The 20,019-nt window shown below is 47.4% G+C and carries 20 protein-coding genes and 2 tRNA genes; 11 read left to right on the top strand and 11 right to left on the bottom strand.

Going from position 1 to position 20,019, the window contains the following annotated elements:
* The first annotated feature begins 4 nt into the window (after positions 1–4).
* From WCY20_RS11480 to WCY20_RS11495, 4 genes are all read left to right on the top strand, one after another.
* Complete coding sequence (locus WCY20_RS11480) at positions 5–421, top strand: hypothetical protein (RefSeq protein WP_345975270.1); 417 nt, start codon at positions 5–7, stop codon at positions 419–421.
* A gap of 155 nt (positions 422–576) precedes the next feature.
* Positions 577–2,673, top strand: a complete 2,097-nt coding sequence (locus WCY20_RS11485) for an RNA degradosome polyphosphate kinase (protein ID WP_345975271.1) — start codon at positions 577–579, stop codon at positions 2,671–2,673.
* Positions 2,674–2,699: 26 nt separating this feature from the next.
* Positions 2,700–3,230, top strand: a complete 531-nt coding sequence (locus WCY20_RS11490) for a gamma carbonic anhydrase family protein (RefSeq protein ID WP_345975273.1) — start codon at positions 2,700–2,702, stop codon at positions 3,228–3,230.
* Positions 3,231–3,233: 3 nt separating this feature from the next.
* Positions 3,234–3,848 (top strand): trimeric intracellular cation channel family protein, encoded by a 615-nt coding sequence (locus WCY20_RS11495; RefSeq protein ID WP_345975274.1) that lies wholly within the window; start codon positions 3,234–3,236, stop codon positions 3,846–3,848.
* Between the two features lie 206 nt (positions 3,849–4,054).
* Here WCY20_RS11495 and argJ read toward each other — a convergent pair whose 3' ends face one another.
* Genes argJ through rpmB form a run of 3 tightly spaced genes read right to left on the bottom strand, consistent with a single transcriptional unit; the run spans position 4,055 to position 6,564 of the window.
* Positions 4,055–5,236 (bottom strand): bifunctional glutamate N-acetyltransferase/amino-acid acetyltransferase ArgJ, encoded by a 1,182-nt coding sequence (gene argJ / locus WCY20_RS11500; RefSeq protein ID WP_345975275.1) that lies wholly within the window; start codon positions 5,234–5,236, stop codon positions 4,055–4,057.
* Complete coding sequence (locus tag WCY20_RS11505; RefSeq protein ID WP_345975276.1) at positions 5,229–6,359, bottom strand: NAD-binding protein; 1,131 nt, start codon at positions 6,357–6,359, stop codon at positions 5,229–5,231. The genes argJ and WCY20_RS11505 overlap by 8 nt, the downstream gene beginning before the upstream one ends.
* A 16-nt stretch (positions 6,360–6,375) precedes the next feature.
* Entirely contained in the window at positions 6,376–6,564 is a 189-nt protein-coding gene (gene rpmB / locus WCY20_RS11510) for a 50S ribosomal protein L28 (RefSeq protein WP_345975278.1), read from the bottom strand.
* Between the two features lie 326 nt (positions 6,565–6,890).
* Between rpmB and rpe the strand changes: the two genes are divergently transcribed.
* The 3 genes from rpe (at position 6,891) to WCY20_RS11525 (ending at position 9,015) form a co-directional block, all read left to right on the top strand.
* Positions 6,891–7,532, top strand: a complete 642-nt coding sequence (gene rpe, locus WCY20_RS11515; RefSeq protein ID WP_345975280.1) for a ribulose-phosphate 3-epimerase — start codon at positions 6,891–6,893, stop codon at positions 7,530–7,532.
* Positions 7,533–7,621: 89 nt separating this feature from the next.
* The gene (locus WCY20_RS11520; RefSeq protein WP_345975282.1) at positions 7,622–8,221 is read left to right on the top strand and encodes a phosphoribosylanthranilate isomerase; all 600 of its coding nucleotides are present in this window, start codon (positions 7,622–7,624) and stop codon (positions 8,219–8,221) included.
* On the top strand, positions 8,221–9,015 hold the full coding sequence (locus WCY20_RS11525; RefSeq protein WP_345975284.1) for a 3'-5' exonuclease: 795 nt from the start codon (positions 8,221–8,223) through the stop codon (positions 9,013–9,015). Before WCY20_RS11520 ends, WCY20_RS11525 begins: the two co-directional genes overlap by 1 nt.
* Positions 9,016–9,048: 33 nt before the next feature.
* Here the strand turns inward: WCY20_RS11525 and accA are convergent, their stop codons facing one another.
* The 5 genes from accA to gpmI all read right to left on the bottom strand — a co-directional run bounded on the left by accA (position 9,049) and on the right by gpmI (position 14,018).
* Positions 9,049–9,984: an acetyl-CoA carboxylase carboxyl transferase subunit alpha gene (accA, locus tag WCY20_RS11530; protein ID WP_345975285.1), complete on the bottom strand. Its 936-nt coding sequence runs from the start codon at positions 9,982–9,984 to the stop codon at positions 9,049–9,051.
* A gap of 15 nt (positions 9,985–9,999) precedes the next feature.
* On the bottom strand, positions 10,000–11,217 hold the full coding sequence (locus tag WCY20_RS11535; RefSeq protein ID WP_345975287.1) for a beta-ketoacyl-ACP synthase II: 1,218 nt from the start codon (positions 11,215–11,217) through the stop codon (positions 10,000–10,002).
* 97 nt (positions 11,218–11,314) lie between these two features.
* On the bottom strand, positions 11,315–11,545 hold the full coding sequence (gene acpP, locus WCY20_RS11540; protein ID WP_345975288.1) for an acyl carrier protein: 231 nt from the start codon (positions 11,543–11,545) through the stop codon (positions 11,315–11,317).
* Positions 11,546–11,734: 189 nt separating this feature from the next.
* Positions 11,735–12,481: a 3-oxoacyl-ACP reductase FabG gene (gene fabG, locus WCY20_RS11545; protein WP_345975289.1), complete on the bottom strand. Its 747-nt coding sequence runs from the start codon at positions 12,479–12,481 to the stop codon at positions 11,735–11,737.
* A 61-nt stretch (positions 12,482–12,542) separates the two neighbouring features.
* Positions 12,543–14,018, bottom strand: a complete 1,476-nt coding sequence (gpmI, locus tag WCY20_RS11550) for a 2,3-bisphosphoglycerate-independent phosphoglycerate mutase (protein WP_345975291.1) — start codon at positions 14,016–14,018, stop codon at positions 12,543–12,545.
* A gap of 135 nt (positions 14,019–14,153) precedes the next feature.
* Between gpmI and mraY the strand changes: the two genes are divergently transcribed.
* From mraY to WCY20_RS11570, 4 genes are all read left to right on the top strand, one after another.
* A complete protein-coding gene (gene mraY / locus WCY20_RS11555) occupies positions 14,154–15,215 on the top strand; it encodes a phospho-N-acetylmuramoyl-pentapeptide-transferase (RefSeq protein WP_345975293.1) in 1,062 nt (353 codons plus the stop codon).
* Positions 15,216–15,228: 13 nt separating this feature from the next.
* A complete protein-coding gene (murD, locus tag WCY20_RS11560) occupies positions 15,229–16,479 on the top strand; it encodes a UDP-N-acetylmuramoyl-L-alanine--D-glutamate ligase (RefSeq protein WP_345975294.1) in 1,251 nt (416 codons plus the stop codon).
* A gap of 53 nt (positions 16,480–16,532) precedes the next feature.
* Positions 16,533–16,608 (top strand) — tRNA-Phe (locus tag WCY20_RS11565).
* Positions 16,609–16,628: 20 nt separating this feature from the next.
* Positions 16,629–16,704: transfer RNA gene (locus WCY20_RS11570), tRNA-Phe, on the top strand.
* A 317-nt stretch (positions 16,705–17,021) separates the two neighbouring features.
* Here the strand turns inward: WCY20_RS11570 and WCY20_RS11575 are convergent.
* The 3 genes from WCY20_RS11575 to WCY20_RS11585 form a co-directional block, all read right to left on the bottom strand.
* Complete coding sequence (locus WCY20_RS11575) at positions 17,022–17,780, bottom strand: hypothetical protein (protein WP_345975296.1); 759 nt, start codon at positions 17,778–17,780, stop codon at positions 17,022–17,024.
* A 221-nt stretch (positions 17,781–18,001) separates the two neighbouring features.
* Positions 18,002–18,766, bottom strand: coding sequence for a pyrroline-5-carboxylate reductase (locus WCY20_RS11580; protein WP_345975298.1), 765 nt, complete (start codon positions 18,764–18,766; stop codon positions 18,002–18,004).
* A gap of 120 nt (positions 18,767–18,886) precedes the next feature.
* Entirely contained in the window at positions 18,887–19,786 is a 900-nt protein-coding gene (locus tag WCY20_RS11585) for a LysR family transcriptional regulator (protein ID WP_345975300.1), read from the bottom strand.
* Between the last annotated feature and the right edge of the window lie 233 nt (positions 19,787–20,019).

Below are 20,019 nucleotides of genomic sequence, written 5' to 3' on the forward strand. Positions count from 1 at the left end.
CAGGATGTCAGCCGTCAATGAGCATGTCAAAGAGACACTCAAAGCGTCTCTGCGCACCTACTACAATGCGCTGAAAAAAGGGGATCTTCAAACGATCTCTGCGCTTATGACAAAAGAGTCCTATCAGCTCACATTGGAGTCTTTGGGCTTCAAACGTGCCTTCAGAGATGATGATTTCAAAAAGCTTCTCAGAGAGAGCGCAGAGAACAACACCGCACTAAAAGAGGTGGAGAGATTCGTCGGGGCCGATCTGGCACAAGAGGCGAGAGAGCACCGGACCGAAGTGATACGCTTTGAATCAAAGGGTTCGGACCGTATCACACTCCATTACGAAGAGGACTGCCGTCCGAAAAAGCTTTACTTCTCATTATCTTCTTCAGGGTGGAAAATCGACTACAAAGCCGGCCGAAAAAAATCATAATACTCTTTTACACTACAGGCGATGTTGTATCGGCACTGCTACCGTACCTTCGTACACATCCACAATTTATCAGACACCCATAAAACCCCTGAAAACAGTATCTTGGACGCTTATGCTATAATCACGAAAACTGATATACAAACAATGAGCACACTATGATCAATCTAAAAGACCCGAAATTTTATAACAACCGTGAACTGTCATGGCTTCAATTCAATACCCGTGTCCTGAAACAGGCACAGGATGAGACCCAGCCTCTGCTTGAACGCCTGAAATTTTTGGCCATCTATGGTACCAATCTCGACGAATTTTATATGATCCGTGTTGCCGGGCTCAAAAAGCTCTTTACCGCCGGAGTAATGGTCTCGGGAGCCGATCGTCTGACCCCACTTCAGCAGTTGCGCGAGATCCGTAAATATCTGCATCAAGAGCTACAGGTGGTCGAGTATACCCTTACAGAGATCCTGAAAAAACTCGAAAAAGAGGGAATCTTCGTCAAATCCTATGACCAGGTCAGTCCGCAGCATAAGCATCAGCTCAACCGCTATTTTACGGAACAGATCTACCCGGTTATCGTACCGATCGCCGTCGATGCGACCCACCCTTTTCCCCACCTCAACAACCTGAGTTTTGGTCTCATCGTCAACCTCACAGACCTTGACAATGAACAGATAGAGCGCAACGGCATCGTACGTATACCGCGGGTATTGCCGCGTTTTGTCGAGCTGGAAAACGGTATCTACGTACCTATTGAAAGTGTTGTCTCCGAACATATCAGTGACCTCTTTCCGGGGTACAAACTGCAAAACCATATCACCTTCCGTGTGACGCGCAATGCCGACATCGAAATTGAAGAGGAGGAGGCAGATGACTTTATGGAGATCCTCGAAGAGGGACTTCGCCTACGTAAAAAAGGGGAGCTTGTGCGTCTGGAGCTCAGCCATGAGACAAATCCCGACCTGCTCAACTTCTTTAACCGCCACACCAATATCTTCAAGGACGATATCTACCGTTTTTCCAGCACGCTAAACCTGGGCAGTCTCTGGCAGATTGTGGGAAACAAAGACTTCGCACACCTTACCGTTGCGCCGTTCAAGCCCCGTCTTTTGCCGCCATTCGACACCACAGAGAATATCTTCAGCATTATTGATAAACAGGACACCCTGATGTATCACCCCTATGAGAGTTTTGAACCGGTTGTCAAACTGATCCAGACGGCATCAAAGGATCCTGATGTTGTCTCCATCAAGATGACGCTTTATCGCTCCGGCACGAACTCCCCTATCGTCAACGCGCTGATGCAGGCAGCGGAATCGGGCAAACAGGTCACCACTATGGTGGAGCTCAAAGCCCGTTTTGATGAAGAGAACAACCTTATCTGGGCCAAAGCGCTCGAAAATGCCGGTGCGCATGTCATCTACGGTATTCCCGGCTTCAAAGTCCACGCCAAAGCGACGCTGATCACCCGACGTGCCGACGGCAAACTCAAACAGTACGCCCACCTTGCAACCGGTAACTACAACCCGCAAACCGCCAAGATCTACACCGACACCTCCTATATCACCTGTAATGAAGAGATTACCAACGACCTGACCCGATTTTTTCACTTTTTGACCGGATTCAGCAAAAAAGGAAAACTCAACAAGCTCTATATGTCACCGACACAGATCAAACCCAAGATCCTCTCAATGATCCAGAACGAAGCCAAAAAAGGAAGTGAAGGCCATATTATCGCCAAAGTCAATTCGCTTGTCGACGACGATGTCATCCGCGGGCTCTACAAGGCGTCTCAGGCCGGCACGAAGATCGATCTTATCGTACGGGGAATCTGCTGTCTTAAACCGGGAGTGCCGGGTGTAAGTGACAATATCCGGGTAATCTCGATCATCGGAAAATATCTTGAACATGCCCGTGTTTTTTACTTTAAACACTCTTCGCCGCAGCTCTATATCTCAAGCGCCGACTGGATGCCGCGTAATCTTGTCCGCCGCATCGAACTGCTGAGCGGTATAGCCGATCAGGCAAGCGCCGACAAACTGCTCAATATTCTACAGCTGCAGATATCGGACAACGTGCTTGCCCACGAGCTTCATAGTGACGGCAGCTACCAAAAGGTTAAAAATGATTCCAGCAAGGTCATCAATAACCAAAAGCTCTTCGAGAGTCATACAAACAAAGTCTACCGAGCACTCAAAAAAGAGACGCCCAACTATGTACAAAAGTTGGCTGCACGGCTCTTAAAAGAGAGCTGACCCCGAAAACCGAAAAAGGAACCGCAATGATTTACAAGTTTAAAGAGTGGACGCCTGCACTCGGATCAGACAGCTGGGTCGCGCCTTCAGCCGATGTCGTCGGCAATGTCACGATGGGAAAAGAGTGTTCGATCTGGTTCGGCTGTGTCGTTCGCGGCGATGTCCACTACATCAGAATAGGCGACCGGACCAATATTCAGGATCTAAGCATGATCCATGTGACCCACTATAAAAAAGAGGACATGAGTGACGGCAATCCGACTGTCATCGGCTCAGATGTCACCATCGGCCACAGGGTCATGCTGCACGGCTGTACGATAGAAGACGCCTGTCTGATCGGGATGAGTGCAACTATTCTTGACGGTGCTGTGATCGGTAAAGAGTCTATCGTCGGTGCCGGTGCACTGGTGACGAAGAACAAGGTCTTTCCTCCCCGTTCGCTTATTATGGGCAGTCCTGCAAAAGCGGTACGCACACTGAGCGATGAAGAGGTCGAAGAGCTCTATGCCTCTGCCAAACGCTATGTCGCCTTTTCAAGAGAGTATCTAGATATTTAAGCAATGGATGTTTTTCTCTTCACCGATATCATAGGCATCATCGCATTCAGCCTTAGCGGTTTTTTGGTCGGTGTACGAAACAGACTCGATCTTTTGGGCATCGTCATCGCAGCATCGCTGACGGCTCTCGGAGGAGGCATTCTCCGTGATGTCCTGCTTCACCGTACCCCCTTTGCTTTCAGCGAATACTACCCTGCTGCAACGCTCCTTATCACGATTATCATTGCCTTTGCTTTTCAGTCTTTGCGTGCCGACAAGATCGAACACAAATGGCTTTTTGTCGTCAGCGATACGATTGGTTTGATCGCCTTCAGCATCACCGGAGCGCTGCTCGCCATTGATGCTGACTACAATGTCTTCGGTGTCATCATCCTGAGCTTCCTGACGGCGGTAGGCGGTGGCGTGACGCGTGATGTTATGATCAACCAGGTACCATCCGTACTGGTAAGCGATTTTTACGGCTCAATCGCATTGATCGTCGGCATCATGCTTGCCGGGCTGAACGCTATTGGTCTGATGAGCGATCTGGCCGTCATGCTTGTCGGTCTGGGCAGTATCGTACTGCGCCTTGTCGCCTACAGACAGAAGTGGCAGCTGCCGAAGATCAGTGCACAGTAAGTTAAGTGTTAAGTGTTAAGTGTTAAGTGTTAAGTGTTAAGTGTTAAGTGTTAAGTGTTAAGAAAGATAGCGCAGCGCATCTTTCAAAAGTCTGAACTTGTAAAAGTTTCAGATTTGGTGTAGATTGTGCAAAATGTTTAGCCGACTGCGCACTGCTGTACGCCGAGAGCTAAACTTTTGCGCAAGATGCGCCGAAGCTGGAACTTTTAAGTACGGTAGTCGGCGTTTATTTTGACGTATTCGTTGCCAAGATCACAGCCATAAGCCCTGAAGCTTCCGCCGCCGATGCCAAGATCGACATTGATGGTAAACGCATCCCGCCTCATGATCTCTGCAGCCTTTGCCTCGACCTCGTCATTGAAGAGGTTCTCCCCCTGTTTAAACAGCAGAACATCTTCATAGGCGATCGTGAGCTTCTCCTCTTCACAGAGAGCGCCGCTGGCGCCCACCGACATCGCGATTCGGCCCCAGTTCGGGTCTTCGCCGAAAAGTGCTGTTTTGATCAGCAGCGAGTTGCTGAGTGCTTTGGCAACCTTTTCTGCTTCCGTATTACTATATGCACCGGTCACATGATAGGTCACAAGCTTTGTTGCCCCTTCCCCGTCACGAACCAGTTCTTTCGCCAAAAAGTCCATCACCATAAAGAGCGCCTCTTCAAAAGCCTCTTCATCGTAACAGACAGCGCGCGAATTTGCCATCAGAAACACAGTGTCATTGGTCGACGTATCGCCATCTACACTCGCCGCATTGAAGGTCTTGGCATTGACACGTTCCAGGATTTCCTGCATCTTGATGTAGCTGATCTGGGCATCGGTCGTGATATAGCAGAGCATTGTCGCCATTGCAGGGTTGATCATCCCTGCCCCCTTGGCCATGGCACCTATCGTAAAGATTTTGCCATCTTCTAGTTCAACGTCGACTGCAATCTCTTTTGAGAAACGGTCTGTGGTCATGATCGCCTCTGCTGCCGCATGAGGATTTTTGACACTCAGATCGAACTTCTCTGCACCGGCAATGATCTTCTCTTTCGGCAGACGGACACCAATCACCCCGGTCGAACTCATCAGCGGATTGACAAGACCGCTTTTTGTTTTTTTAACGCTTTCAAGGATCTCCTCTATATCCGCCAGGCCGGCTTTACCGGTCATCGCGTTGGCATTTTTGGAATTGATCATTACGAAGTTGGTCTGCTTCACACCTTTGGCATGGTGAATCGGCGCCGCAGCCATCTTGTTGGTCGTCATCACGGACGCCAGTGCACATACCTCGTCACTGTAGACAAACGCCATATCTTTTGCGCCCTCTTTTTTCAGGCCTGCCGCAATACCGTCGGCATAGAACCCCAGAGGAGCACAGACGCCTTCACTGTTACTTGTGATCTTATACATATTTTAACTCCTCAGGTTTTTGACGTTTTTGAACAATACCTTTAGTAATGTTGATCCCTCTCTGCGTTCCGATAACCAACAGTTTTGATTCGCTTGTCACCAGTTTGTTGCCGTCGGGCATCGGTACAAACTTGCCGTCTTTCTTCGTCATACCGACGACCGAGACATTGGCGATCTGACGCAGATGGGTCTCTTTGAGTTTGCGCAGAACTATCCAGCTGTATTTCGGAACATAGACCTCTTCCATATCCAGCGGCGTATCACTTTTGTAGAGAAACTCTTCAAGTAGGTTTTCCATGTCCGGTCGTGCGGCCATAGCCGTAATACGCTGCGCGGTCAGTTTGGTTGCAGAGACAACCGTATCTGCTCCCAGTTTTTTAAGTTTGTCCACATCACTTTGCGTTTCAGCCGACGAGATCACATTATAGGGTTTCGGTATAAAGTGCTCTTTTTCGAAGAGACGTACCGAAGCGATGATCGCGATATTGTCCGCGATAGAACCCGAAAGTGTGATCAGCCCCTCCGCAGAGCTCAGATGTGACATCAGCATCGAGCGTTCTGTATGCGGCTCTTCCTGAATATAATAGGGATATTTATACTTCTCAGCTATCTGTTCCATATCGTCTCGCGGATCGACCACGACAAAAGGAATATGGTTGGCACGCAGTTGCTGTGTCACCTCGATTGTATAGTCGTTATGATAACAGACGACAAAATGTTTTTTAAGCCGCGCGATCTTATACAACATACTGCGCTCCTTCAACGTATTTCTTAGATGCCCCCGATTTAACTCCGAAACCATAATACCCACTGCCATGGAGAAGACGGCAAATCCCGCGATGATAAGGGTGATCGTAAAGATGCGCCCCCCGTGCGAAATAGGCGCTATCTCTCCGAACCCGACAGTCGTAAAGGTAATTCCCGTCTGATAGATCGCATCCATAATGGTAAAATCATCAATGACAATATAGCCGATTGTTCCAATCAACATAGTCATGACAGTGAAGATTATCGGTAGACGAAATGCGTGAAGGTTGACGTAAAAATTAGGTAAAATGGATGGTTCGGGTTTGGGAGATGCCTCCCAGTGTAGAAAGTTTCGAAGCCTGGTAATCAGGTTCAAAATATAACCTTATCGGTTACGAGTTCTTTTTCAATGTGCGAAGCTCTTTTGCAGAAATCTTGATCTTTTTAGTAGTACCGTCTTCTAGTGTTACGCGTACTGTTCTAAGGTTTGGCAAAAAACGACGTTTAGTTCTGTTTTTCGCGTGAGATACATTGTTTCCGCTCATTGGGCCTTTACCACTGATTGCACATTTTCTTGCCATAGGTAATTCCTTGCGTATTTTTTAAGTTGCGCATTATATCTTTGAAAAACAAAAAATGAGCTTAACAAATCTGATGGTTCAACTTATTGTTTTGGTTATAGTGCAATTATAGCATAGGAATGCCTAAAGCAAAACCTGAAAACGCGAAATTTTACAAGCTTTGCGACAGAAACAATCCCCTTTGCTGCACTGCGTGAATGCCAGGCCTATTGATGCGAAGTGATACGAGGATTACGTTTCAACAGAGCACCCCAGATCAAATGCATTAACAATCCTAACTCGCATAAGCTTATTTCGGTAAAATTACAAAAAACAAAGTAGTAGTAATGTTAGTAGCACCAAGTGTACTCTCTGCCGATTTCGGCAATCTCGAGCGTGATGTCAAAGCCATCTGCGATGCCGGTTGTGATCTTGTCCATGTTGATGTGATGGATGGCCATTTCGTTCCCAACCTTACCATAGGCCCTGTTGTCGTATCAGCAATCGCCAAAGCCGCAACAAAACCGCTGGATATCCACCTGATGGTGGAGAACAACACCTTCTTTGTCGATCTATTCGCACCGCTTAAGCCAGGTTATATCTCTTTCCATATTGAAGAGGAGAAAAACCCGCACCGTCTTGTGCAATACATCCGTTCCCTTGGTATCAAACCTGCCATTGTTTTGAATCCGCATACCCCTGCAGAAGCAGTAGAATACTTGCTCAATGATGTGGACATGGTCTTGGTCATGAGTGTCAATCCTGGATTTGGCGGACAAAGTTTTATTCCGACGGTGGTTGAAAAGATCAAACGCCTTAAAGCACTTCGCGACATGATCAATCCCGATTGTCTTATCGAGATCGACGGCGGCGTCAGTGATAAAAACATTGCTATGCTCAAGGAAGCAGGCGTCGATGTCTGTGTGGCCGGTTCTTATGTTTTTAAACATGACTCATATGAAACTGCAATTTCCAACCTGCATATCTAAGTCATGATTTCATCTCTTCTCTGTGGTCATCAGCGCTTTTATGGGAAGAGTTTGATTACGGCACCTTGTCGCTTTCAAAGGAGCTATAAGTGTATAAAGTAAAGATATGCGGTATCACCAGCTATCACGATGCCATAATGGCAGTCGAAGCCGGTGCAGATGCACTCGGCTTTGTTTTCTACCCGCAATCACCCCGATACATAAGCCCACAAGACGCAAAAAATATCATTGAGAGACTCCCTCCGTTTGTCGAAAAAGTCGGTCTTTTTGTCAATGAAGATGCCGATACGATCAATGCCATAAGCCAGCAAAGCGGCATAACTCTCGCACAGATCCATTTTGAGGCACCGCAAGAGACCCTTGATGAGCTGAGAGTACCCTATATCATGGTCACCCGGGCAAAGAGCGAAGATGACATCGCAGAACTTGATGGCAGATACCGTCTCGTTGATGCCTATTGTGAAGCCTACGGCGGTATGGGCAAACGCCTCAACCTTGATTGGTTTAAAGGCAAGGACAACCGTCATATCATCCTGGCCGGCGGCTTGAGTCCGGAAAATGTCCATGAGACCCTTCAATACGGTTTTTACGGCGTCGATGTCAGCTCAAGCGTGGAAAAGGAAAAAGGGGTAAAAGACCCTGAAAAGGTAAGAACCTTTATCGCCAATGCAAAAAAGAGCGCCACCTGATGCGCCCGTTTGATCATAAAACGACCCTAAAGTTGGCCTCGAAAGGAGCAGATATCACAGAGCTTCGCCCCTTTTTAGAAGAGCCTCTTGAGCTTGAGCTTCTGATGGTACCGGCACAAGGTCTGGAGATCATTACTAAAGACAACCGCTACTACTTTAAGACCAACACCCTCCCCATAGAGAACGCAACCTTCTGTATTGTCGATATCGAGACCAATGGCTCAAAACCGCAAAAACACCAGATAATCGAGATCGGTGCTGTCAAAGTCCGAAATGGCAAGATCGTCGGTCAGTATGAAAGTCTGGTGCAGTGCAATGAGATCTCCAGGCATATCACAGATCTAACGGGTATCAGTCTGGAGGAGACGAAAGAAGCCCCTTCAATACAGCGTGTTCTCAATGAGTTCAGAACCTTTATCGGCACTGATATCTTTATCGCTCATGATGTAAAATTTGACTACGGCTTTATTTCTGCGATGTTTGAACGGTACAATATGCAGCCGATGCTTAACCGTCATCTCTGCAGTATCGATCTCGCTGAGAGGACCTTCTCTTCATACCGCTACGGGCTCAACTATCTCAACGAGTCCCTTCAGCTTCACCACAGTGCGACGCACCATCGTGCACTCTCAGATGCGATAACGACAACAAACCTCTTTTTGAAATCCTTAAAACTGCTGCCTGACGAGGTCACAACAGTGGAGGAGTTAATACACTTTTCCAAACAGGCAAAGCGGTTTAAACGTCCTAAATTTGATCCGATGCAAAAAGAAGAGAATAAAGAAGAGAGCTGAAAGGTAAGGGCTTGTTAGATGTCTCGGAAGTGCTTACTCAGCGTAAGCACCCATGCCTGTTAGACGGCTGTAACGTTTCTCCATACGCTCTTCAGAGCTTAAAGCACTGAGTTCGTTAACGCATTTGAGGAAGTAGTCACCGATGGCATCAGCTGCACCCTCTTTGTTTCGGTGGGCACCGATAAGCGGTTCATCGATAATATCATCGATAAGATCCAGCTCTTTTAGATCTGAACTGGTAATTTTAAGCGCTTTAGTCGCCGCTTCTACCTTGCTCGGGTCATTCCATAAAATCGCCGAACACCCTTCCGGGGAGATGACAGAGAAGACAGAGTAGCGCATCATCGCCAGCTTGTCTGCCACACCGATAGCTAGGGCACCGCCAGAACCGCCTTCGCCGATAACGACCGAGACGGTAATCGTGTTTAACTGTGCCAGTTCGAGAAGATTGCGGGCAATCGCTTCTGACTGGTTACGCTCTTCAGCACCCAAGCCCGGATAAGCACCCGGGGTATCAATCAGCATCAACAACGGAATATTGAATTTTTCAGCCAGTTTGGCAACACGAAGTGCTTTGCGGTAACCTTCAGGATTTGGCATACCAAAGTTGCGTTTGAGCTTGTTCTTTGTACCGCGACCTTTTTGTTCACCGATTACAATCGTACGCTGATCACCGATATAGCCCATATAACAAACAATAGCTGCATCATCTGCAAAGTGACGATCACCATGAAGCTCAACTTTGTCGTGCATCAAAAGATTGATATAGTCAAGTGCATAAGGACGATCAGCATGACGCGCCAGTTGAAGTTCTTGATAAGGCGAGAGGTTTTTGTAGGTCTTGGCTACCTCTTTGTCAAGATCATTTTGAAGGATCTCGGCAGCGTGTTTGTCATGACGTACTTCTGCTGAGATGATATCTTCCTGGATCTGCTTGATCTTCTGTTCAAAGTCGAGGTATGTAGCCAAAACTAAAGTCCTTGCTTATATCTTTTTGAAAATAACAACACCGTTAGTGCCGCCAAATCCAAATGAGTTACTCATTACACAGTTTAGTTCTGCTTTACGCGCCTCGTTCGGAACGATATCTAGATCACAGTTTTCATCCGGCGTCTCATAGTTGATCGTTGGCGGAATAATACCGTCACGCATCGCCATAATAGAAACTACCGCTTCAATACCGCCCGCAGCACCAAGGCAGTGGCCTGTCTGACCTTTGGTCGAGGACATCGGAGGGCAGTTCTCCTTGCCGCCGAAAAGTTCTTTGACTGCGGCTGTTTCGTTCTTGTCATTGACCGGTGTTGATGTACCGTGAGCATTGACATAATCAACTTTTGGCTCACCGGCCATTTTGTAAGCAGCTTTCATGGCACGAAGCGGGCCATCAAGGCTTGGTGTCGTAATATGGTTAGCGTCACCGCTCTCGCCAAACCCGACCAGTTCGGCATAGATAGTGGCACCACGGGCTACGGCTGCTTCATACTCTTCAAGTACAAGCGCGCCTGCGCCCTCACCCATAACGAAACCATTACGGTTAGCATCAAATGGACGTGAAGCTGTTTTAGGCTCTTCATTGTTTGTTGAAAGCGCTTTCATTGAAGCAAAACCGCCGATTCCGACACCGGTGATCGCTGATTCCGCTGCAACAACAAGCATTCGGTCTGCCCCATTGCACAGAATAGTCTTTGCTGCTTCGGAGATGGCATGCGTACCTGCGGCACATGCGGTTACAGCCGAAAGGTTAGGCCCTCTCAGGTTATGATCGATCGTCACGAATCCACCCAGCATATTGACCAGTGCACCCGGAATGAAGAACGGAGAGATACGGCGCGGTCCGCGCTCATTGTAGATAATCGAGTTTTTCTCGATAGACGGAAGGCCACCGATACCTGAAGCCGCTGCAATACCGAAACGGTCCATATCGATACCGTCGCCAAAGGCAGCATCTTGCATCGCTTCCTGCGCCGCTTTCAGACCAAGCTGGATAAAACGGTCCGCTTTTTTTACCTCTTTTGGATCCATTACAGTTGTTGGGTCAAAATCTTTTACTTCTGCTGCAATCTGTGCAGACTGATTAGAGGCATCAAACAATGTGATTGTATCGATGCCACAGACACCGTCACAAATAGCTTTAAAAGCGCTCTCTTTATCATGACCAACAGCATTGATCATACCGATACCTGTTACAACAACTCTTTTCACATTGATCTCCTATGACAAATGTTCTTAAATAGTAGCTTTTACAAGCCATCATCTAAAGACATATTTATGATTCTGGTAAAAGGCCGAAGCCTTCTACTTATGCTTTGCTTTCTACGTAGTTTAGAACGTCTTGAACCGTCTGAATCTTCTCTGCTTCATCATCAGGGATCTCGATATCAAACTTCTCTTCAAGAGCCATTACCAGTTCTACAACATCGAGGCTGTCGGCACCAAGATCTTCTACGAACTTTGAGTCTTCTTTAACCTCATCCGGGTTAACGCTTAGTTGTTCAACAACTACTTCTTTGATGTCATCTAAAAGTGCCATTATAGCTCCTACATATAAAAAAAATTCGAAGAAGTATAGCACAATAAACTTAAGTAATAAGTGAATTTTGAGGGGATTTTGGACTCTTCGCGCCTCAGAGAAAAGCATTGAATAAAAAGATGCCTTCGGGCTGTTTCCAAAACCTTAATGCAGGGCTGAAAATAAAAAAACGTAATCAGGGATGGCCGCTTAGGCCATGTTCATCCCGCCATTGACCTTGAGCGTCTCACCCGTGATATACGAAGCATGATCGGAAAGCAAGAAAGCCGCCGCTTCCGCCACCTCTTTCGCGTCACCGAAACGTCCCATCGGGATCTTCGCCGTAAAGCCGTCTTTGATCTCGTCGCTGAGTTCATCTGTCATATCCGTTGCGATAAAACCCGGAGTGATCGTGTTGTAACGGATGCCGCTGCTTGCCGCTTCAATAGCAAATGATTTTGTCATCGCAATCACACCGCCTTTGGAAGCAGCGTAGTTTGTCTGGCCTGCATTTCCGGTCTCACCTACAATCGAAGCGATGTTGACTACGGAGCCGAACTTCTTTTTACGCATCACTTTCATCGACTCGCGGCAACCGACAAATGCGGACGTCAGGTTAGCATTGATCACAGACATGAAATCTTCTGTTTTCATACGAAGCGCCAACTTATCATTGGTAATACCCGCATTGTTTACGAGGTACGAGAACTCGCCGTCCGTTGAGACAATGGTTTTGATCCCGTCTACAAATGCAGTCTCATCGCTCACATCAAAGCCGATCACTTCAGCATCACCGCCATTGGCAATGATCTCGGCTTTTACCGCCTCGGCCGCCTCGGCACCGCTGCGGTAGTGTACCCACACTTTAAGACCGTAGCTGCCAAGCACCTTGGCAATCTCGGCACCGATACCACGGCTTGAACCGGTAACTAAAACATTTTTCCCGCTAAATCTCATCTGCTTCCTTTATCTATTTCATAGTTTTATAATCTGACATTATAGGCAAAAAGTACTGACACTAGATTAGTGCATGATCCATCTCGGCAGGTTTTTCAAGACCCATCAGTTTCAGAACCGTCGGCGCGATATTGTTAAGTGCACCCGACTCGACTTTCTCAACACCGTCGGCCACCACAAAACACCACACTTTTCCGACCGTGTGATTGGTCAGGACATTCCCTGCATCATCACGCATCTCTTCACAGTTGCCATGATCTGATGTCAGCACAAATGCATACTCTTTCGCCTGTGCCTTCTCAAGGATGCGGCCAAGCTCATGGTCAACCGTCTCGACAGCTTTGACTGCCGCATCGAAATCTCCGGTGTGACCGACCATATCGCCGTTGGCAAAGTTCACGACAATAAAATCATAGTCTTCGTCCATCGCATTCAACACTGCGTCACCAACCTCCGGGGCACTCATCTCCGGCTGCATATCATAGGTCCTGACATCCGGGCTGGGAATCAGCACGCGCGTCTCATTCAGGTACGGCTCATCGATCCCGCCGTTGAAAAAGAAAGTGACATGGGCATATTTCTCTGTTTCAGCCGTATGAAGCTGGCGCAGGCCTGCTTTCGAGATTACCTCGGAGAGGGTGTTGACCGGCACCTCTTTTTTGAAAAGGACCGGATAGGTAAAACTTTTGTCATATTCGGTGATCGTTGCGAGATTGACTTTAATCTCTTTTCGCTTGAAATGCTCAAACGTATCCGCACCAAGTGCTGTTACCAACTCACGCATACGGTCACTTCGAAAATTGAAGGTCAACACGGCATCCCCTTCGTTCATCCCCGTGTACCCGTCAAAAGCAGTCGGAACGATAAATTCGTCAAGTTCTTTCTTTCCATACGAGTTGTCGATGTAATCACTTGGCGTATTGTCTGTTTTCGGCACGGCATTAACAATAGCGTCATACGCTTTTTGGACACGTTCCCAGCGGTTATCCCTGTCCATACCGTAAAAACGTCCGCCCAGTGTCGCGATCTTTATCTTATCACTTAAATGCGCTTCAAGCTGATGCAGATAGAGCTGCGCAGATGTAGGCGAGACATCACGTCCATCGCTCAAAAGGTGCAGCCATACTGTTTTATCGGCTTTTGCTGCGATCTCGGCTAAACCGATCAGATGGTCGATGTGCGAATGAACACCGCCATCACTCATCAGCCCTATCAGGTGCAGAGTCTCTGATTTTCCCAACAGCTCTTTGAAGACCGGATTTGCCGCTATGGTCTCTTCCTGGATCGCCAATGATATTTTGACAAGATCCTGATAGAGTACGCGGCCTGCACCGATACTCATGTGACCTACCTCAGAATTACCCATCTGCCCTTCAGGAAGTCCGACGCTCAGACCAAAGGTGTCGATCAGGGAGTGCGGTGCTTCTTTAAAAAGCTTATCATACGTCGGTTTGCGTGCGTTATAGAAGGCATTAGCCTCCGTTTTTGCAGAGTAGCCTATACCATCTGTAATAACAAGTATCGCTTTTTTAGCCAAACTCGCTCCTTTAAAGGTAAAATGTGCACTCATTATATTAGAATATCGCTTTTACCTTGATTATTATTTTAGAGCACTCTACAAAAGCAAGCTTCTTCCGGAAACACTTTTAACTGCTCACATTATGGACTATCGATGCTCTATTGGTTTTACGAACTTTTCAATATCAATCTTTTTCAGTACATCACTGTTCGTGCAGGATTTGCCTTTTTTATTGCACTTGTTTTGACGATGTTTTTTATGCCGCGTTTCATTCGATGGGCGCAGAAGACTTCCAGTGTTCAGCCCATTAACGACTGGGCGCCCGACACCCATCAAGCCAAGGCAAAGACCCCGACAATGGGCGGGATCGTATTTGTCATGGCAACTATCATCGCCTCATTGATGAGCATAAAGCTTTTTGACGCCTATGCTGTCGGGGGTCTTTTGACGCTGCTTTTTTTCTCCTTGATCGGTTTTCAGGATGATTACTCAAAAATAAAACAAAACGCCAATCTTGCCGGTCTCAGTGCCAGAATGAAACTCCTGTTCCAATTCATTGCGGCGGGGATCGTCGCTCTTTTTCTGTGCAACTTTTCCAATATGAACACCGACCTCTATGTCCCTTTTGTCAAGGCTCCTCTTTTTGATATGGGGTACTACTCTATCTTCTTCTGGGCTGTGATCATGGTGGGTGCTTCCAATGCCGTCAACCTTACCGACGGGTTGGATGGGCTGGCAACTGTTCCTTCGATCTTTGCACTCTTGACCCTGGCTGTACTGGTCTATATTACCGGGAATGCAGTCATCAGCGACTACCTTCTTCTGCCGAACTTCCCCGTCGGCGAAGTCGCTATCATCGCCAGTGCCCTGATCGGTGCCCTTGTCGGTTTTCTATGGTTCAACTGCCACCCTGCCGCCGTCTTTATGGGCGACAGCGGTTCACTGACACTGGGCGCATTTATCGGTTATATGGGGGTTATCTCGAAAAGCGAGTTCCTACTCCTTTTGATCGGCTTCATCTTTGTGGTCGAGACCATCTCAGTCATCCTGCAGGTTGGCAGCTACAAGCTGCGAAAAAAACGGGTCTTTCTAATGGCACCGATCCACCACCACTTTGAGATGAAGCAGTGGGCGGAGAACAAGATCATTGTCCGTTTTTGGATCATAGCCATGCTCTCCAACATGCTGGCACTGATCACATTGAAATTTCGTTAGGATGAACACGACAGTGAAACGAGGCCAAGAACATATCAACCTTACCCTTTTTGGCTATGGTATCACAACCAAGGCCATTGCCAAACATTACGGACCTGCCGATTTTTATGACGACAAAGTAACCAAACCCTTTAAAGACGAAAACGGCAACAGGCTGCACCCAAGCCATGCATTCAATCCGAACTACTCTTACCTGGAGGTCCCTTCGCCGGGAATGCCGCCAAAACACCCGCTTATCCGACAGGCGAAAAACCTTCTGAGCGAATATGACCTTTTTTTAGGCAGCTCCTCGCCGTTAAGGCTAAATCAGCAACCCTTTACCATCTGGATCAGCGGCACCAACGGCAAGACGACGACAACACAGATGCTGCAACACCAGCTTGCGGAAAAAGGCTCACAATCCGGCGGTAATATCGGTACACCACTGGCTGACCTTGATGGTCATGCCCCCATCTGGATCCTGGAGACAAGTTCCTTTACCCTCCACTACACCAATGAAGCAAAGCCCGACATCTACCTGCTTCTGCCGGTCGCTCCCGATCATCTCTCATGGCACGGCAGCTACGAAGAGTATGTCAACGCGAAACTCAAACCGCTCTCCAGTATGCGAGAAGGTGAAGTTGCCATCGTTCCCAAAGAATTTTCAGCGGTAGAGACAGACGCTTTTTTGATAACCTATGAAAATGCCGAAGAGCTGGCAGCCTATTTTGGTATAGACCCTGCCAAGGTGAAGTTCAAAGGCGCCTTTCTGCTCGATGCCATCATCGCTATGGGTGTGGAAAAAGTACTTTATGACACGGTGGACTACGACAAGATCAATGCCTTTATGCTTGATCCTCACCGTCAAGAGGAGCTTCACGACTTTTACGGGCGCCTCTGGGTCAACGACACCAAGGCCACCAACATCGATGCCACACTGGCCGCACTGGAGCGCTACAAAGACCGGCACATCCATCTGATCCTCGGCGGCGATGACAAGGGGGTTGACCTCCACCCGCTTTTCGAAGCGCTCAAAAACTATGATGTCGAGATCTACACGCTTGGAACGAATGAAGAGCGCCTCAACCTTCTCGCGACAGAGTTTGAGATAAGATTCACATCCAGTTCGACTATTGAACAAGCGGTTGAAGATATTGCAAAATACCATGATGCAAAGAGTGTCGCCCTCCTCTCTCCAGCGGCTGCAAGTCTTGACCAATTTCCATCTTACGCTGTTCGCGGCGAGCGATTTAAAGAAGCCGTGCGCAACTTAGGTGAAAACTAAGCTAAACTTCAAGGTAGCGTCGATATAATTCGGCCTCTTGATAAGATAGAGATGGCTCATTAGCTCAGTTGGTAGAGCAAACGACTGAAAATCGTTGTGTCCTTGGTTCGATTCCGAGATGAGCCACCACGTATTAAGAACTTCTTTTTGGCTTATTAGCTCAGTTGGTAGAGCAAACGACTGAAAATCGTTGTGTCCTTGGTTCGATTCCGAGATAAGCCACCACTTCCCAAACACTTATACCTTGACAAACATTTCAAAATAGACGAACCAACCTGATTTTAGCTGCCGTGACACAAGTCAACTCCATACACAACGTACACCGCTTGGAAAATATTGACAACTGCACCCAAAGACACCTTCAACAAATCGTACATGATTACATCTAGAAAGAAAACGGTAGAGCGCTGATTAAAAAGTTTAAGAAGTCGAAAGCAGAGCAGTTAAACGCGCATAGTGAAACGAAAATGAAACACCCGTGACGGTGCGAAAATAGCCGTTTGGAGAGATACAGGTTGCAAAGACCTGTTCTCAACCATCTGCTAACATCTGTTTTTTCTCCCCTTGTTGAACTCATCATTGTCCGATACATCTTTACATCCCGGATCGCTCATATCTACCAATCCGTCACCGTCATTGTCGATACCGTCACTGCATGCAGCAGCTGCCGGCGGCGGTGTGCTTCCGCCTGTGCCGGTGATGGAGAGCGATGACGAAGCGATCTGAGATGTTTTGATCTGGGATGCATCGAACATTGATTTGAATGATGCCGCCTCTGCGGAGCTGTCAGCAAAAAGATCCTGTGCAAAGGCGTAGCCAAGCGTCTGATAGAGCAGTTGCGTATCTGCCGTATAGGTACCGCCGGCCAGACCGCCGATGCGGTAGGTAACGGTATCGCTGCCACCGATAAAATCAACATCATCATAGGCACTTCCGACAACACGAAAGTCACTTGGTGCGGTGGTTTTATCGAAGCCTTTCGGCAGGATACGGTTGTCTTTCTTGTAGGTCATACCGCGCAGAAGAGTATAAGTCACTTCACCAAGGTTGTTGCCCATGACCATTTCATAAATCTGTACCTGCTCTTCCGAGGTGATAAGATCGTAATGCGGTTCAAATACTGTACGGTCGGCATCGGAATCGGCACCGACAATACTTCCGTCTGCATTGACCTTTCCGGATTCAAAAACGACCTTGCCTGAACCATCTGTCACTTTAACATGCAGAAATGCCCGGCGTGACGGAAAGCTGGTAGGAAGTTTATGGCCTGTATTGCTGTTGATTTTCAAGGTCATTTCCATGACACCATCATCCAAGGACTTTTATATATCTTCACACTGTCGGGGAACATGTAAAAGAGGATGAGCAAGGTTTTAAAAAGTGAGAAGAGCGTTTCTTGCAAGAATCCCAGGACCGGATATATGATGAAAACGGGGAGAGATGGTCTATACCGGATATATAGAAGATGGCCACAGAGAAAAGGCTCGGCATCTGATTCAAAGTACAGAGAGAGCTTCTTTGGTTAGGACAGTTCTACCGCCTTTTTGTATGCCCTTTCAATAGCATCCATACAGGCCGCTCTGACATTGCCGTCTTCCAACGCACCGTACCCTGCTGCCGTCGTGCCGCCGGGACTCATCACACCGTCTTTCAAGAGAGCCGGATGAACATCCTGTATCAGTTCACCGAAACCGCCGAATAACCCACGCATGATCGCCATCGCGTCGTCACGTTTGAGCCCCTGCTTAACCGCCCCGTCGGTCAGTGCTTCGGCGATGAGAGCCAGATAGGCGGGACCTGAACCGGCCAGCCCGGTGGCGATATCGATCTCTTTTTCACTTGAGAGCCAGCGCGTCGTACCGATTGCGCCGAAAAGCACCTCGGCATCCTCTTGGTAGTCTGCATCGCCGGTCAGCGTCGTCATGGAACGCTGTACTGTTGCGGCAAGATTTGGCATGGCGCGCACCACCGCTTCCGTCTTGATATGGTTTGCGAGCGCGGCCAGTGTCGTTCCGGCCAGCACAGAGTAGAGCACCTTTGCCCTGCCTCTAAGCTGCTGGCCGACTTCGACCAGGTTATACGGCTTGACGCACAGGAGCACCGTCTTTCCCTCGATATCGAAGTTGTTAAGAAACGATTTCTCTATCGAACAGCCGAGCGCCTCTTCAAAGGCCTCCAATTTTGCCATATTACGGCCAACCACCTCGATGGTATACTGATCTTTCAAGCCCTGGGCTATAGAGAGTGCCATGTTGCCGTTACCGATAAATGTGATTGTAGTTTTCATCTGTCATCTTTTATGTTTTACGTATTTTAACACAGAGTTTGAAAAGTCGTAAGCTGTGATTCTAAAAGAGAGTGAAGCGAACCAGAAGGTTCACCCCTGTCTGTTGAAGCTGAACTGAAATTAAACTTTCAGTGAAAGAAGGTAATTGACGACGTTGTCGACAAAGGCATCATGTTTGCGCTCTTTGCCGTAAGCGATATAGAGCTTGCGCTCGATCTTGTGTCCTTTGATGCGGGCTTCAAACAGTGTCCCGTTTGCCACCTCATCCTGGATGACATGGCGGGAGATGACAGAGACGACAGGACGCGCAGCATCTTTCGGCGAGCGCATAACGGACTCTTTGATCGCTGTCGGGCTCTGTACAACACCGATAACGTTGAAGCTTGCGCACTCCACTCCGATCTCCTCAAAAGTCTCTGAAGTCAAACGGCGGGTATGCGACTTCTCATCGCGGCAGATCCAGTCAAAATTATACATATCTTCACGGCGAAGCTGTTTAGGGATCGGCTGGTTTGAGAAGACGACGAGTTCATCTTCCATCCATTCGCGATAAATAATGCCATCTTTGAATACCGGTGATTCGATCAGAGCGATATCGATCTTTTTGTCTTCGATCGCGTCAATAAGCTCTTCGGACATCCCAACATTCATATAAACTTCGTTGTTTATCTTCTCTTTGATCTCACCAAGGTAGCGAGGCATGATGTAATTGCCGATCGCATATGATGAGCCTATGACAAAAGTAAACTCCTTATTGATGATCTTCAATAACTCTTTTTCACTTGAGTTGATCGCTTTTTCAAGGCGGACTGCAATACGGTAAAGGTCTTCACCCTCTTTCGTCAATTTGATACCGTTTTTTTTACGCTCAACGATCTTCGTATCGAGATATTCTTCGATAAATTTGATCTGCTGCGTAACTGCAGGCTGAGAGATACCAAGCTTAGCAGAAGCTTTTGAAAAACTCTTCTCCTTGATAACCGTCAAAAACGTGTGGAGTTTGGCAAAATCTTTTAACATAAGCTCTCCTTTTATATAAGATAATCTAAATTTTAAACATTATAACGTAGTATTATAAATAAATAGACATAAAAAGAATAACCTCTTCTTATTAATGTGATATTTTTACTATAATTCAATAATATGATTTATATAAATAATCCGTAGAAAACATCATATAACTGTGATGTGCCACTTCCTGTACGAATCTGGTTTTAAAAGGTGTTCAATAAAGCAATATGCCCTCTCTATAC

The sequence above is a fragment of the Sulfurimonas sp. HSL3-7 genome, assembly GCF_039645985.1.
Taxonomy (GTDB): Bacteria; Campylobacterota; Campylobacteria; order Campylobacterales; family Sulfurimonadaceae; genus Sulfonitrofixus; species Sulfonitrofixus jiaomeiensis.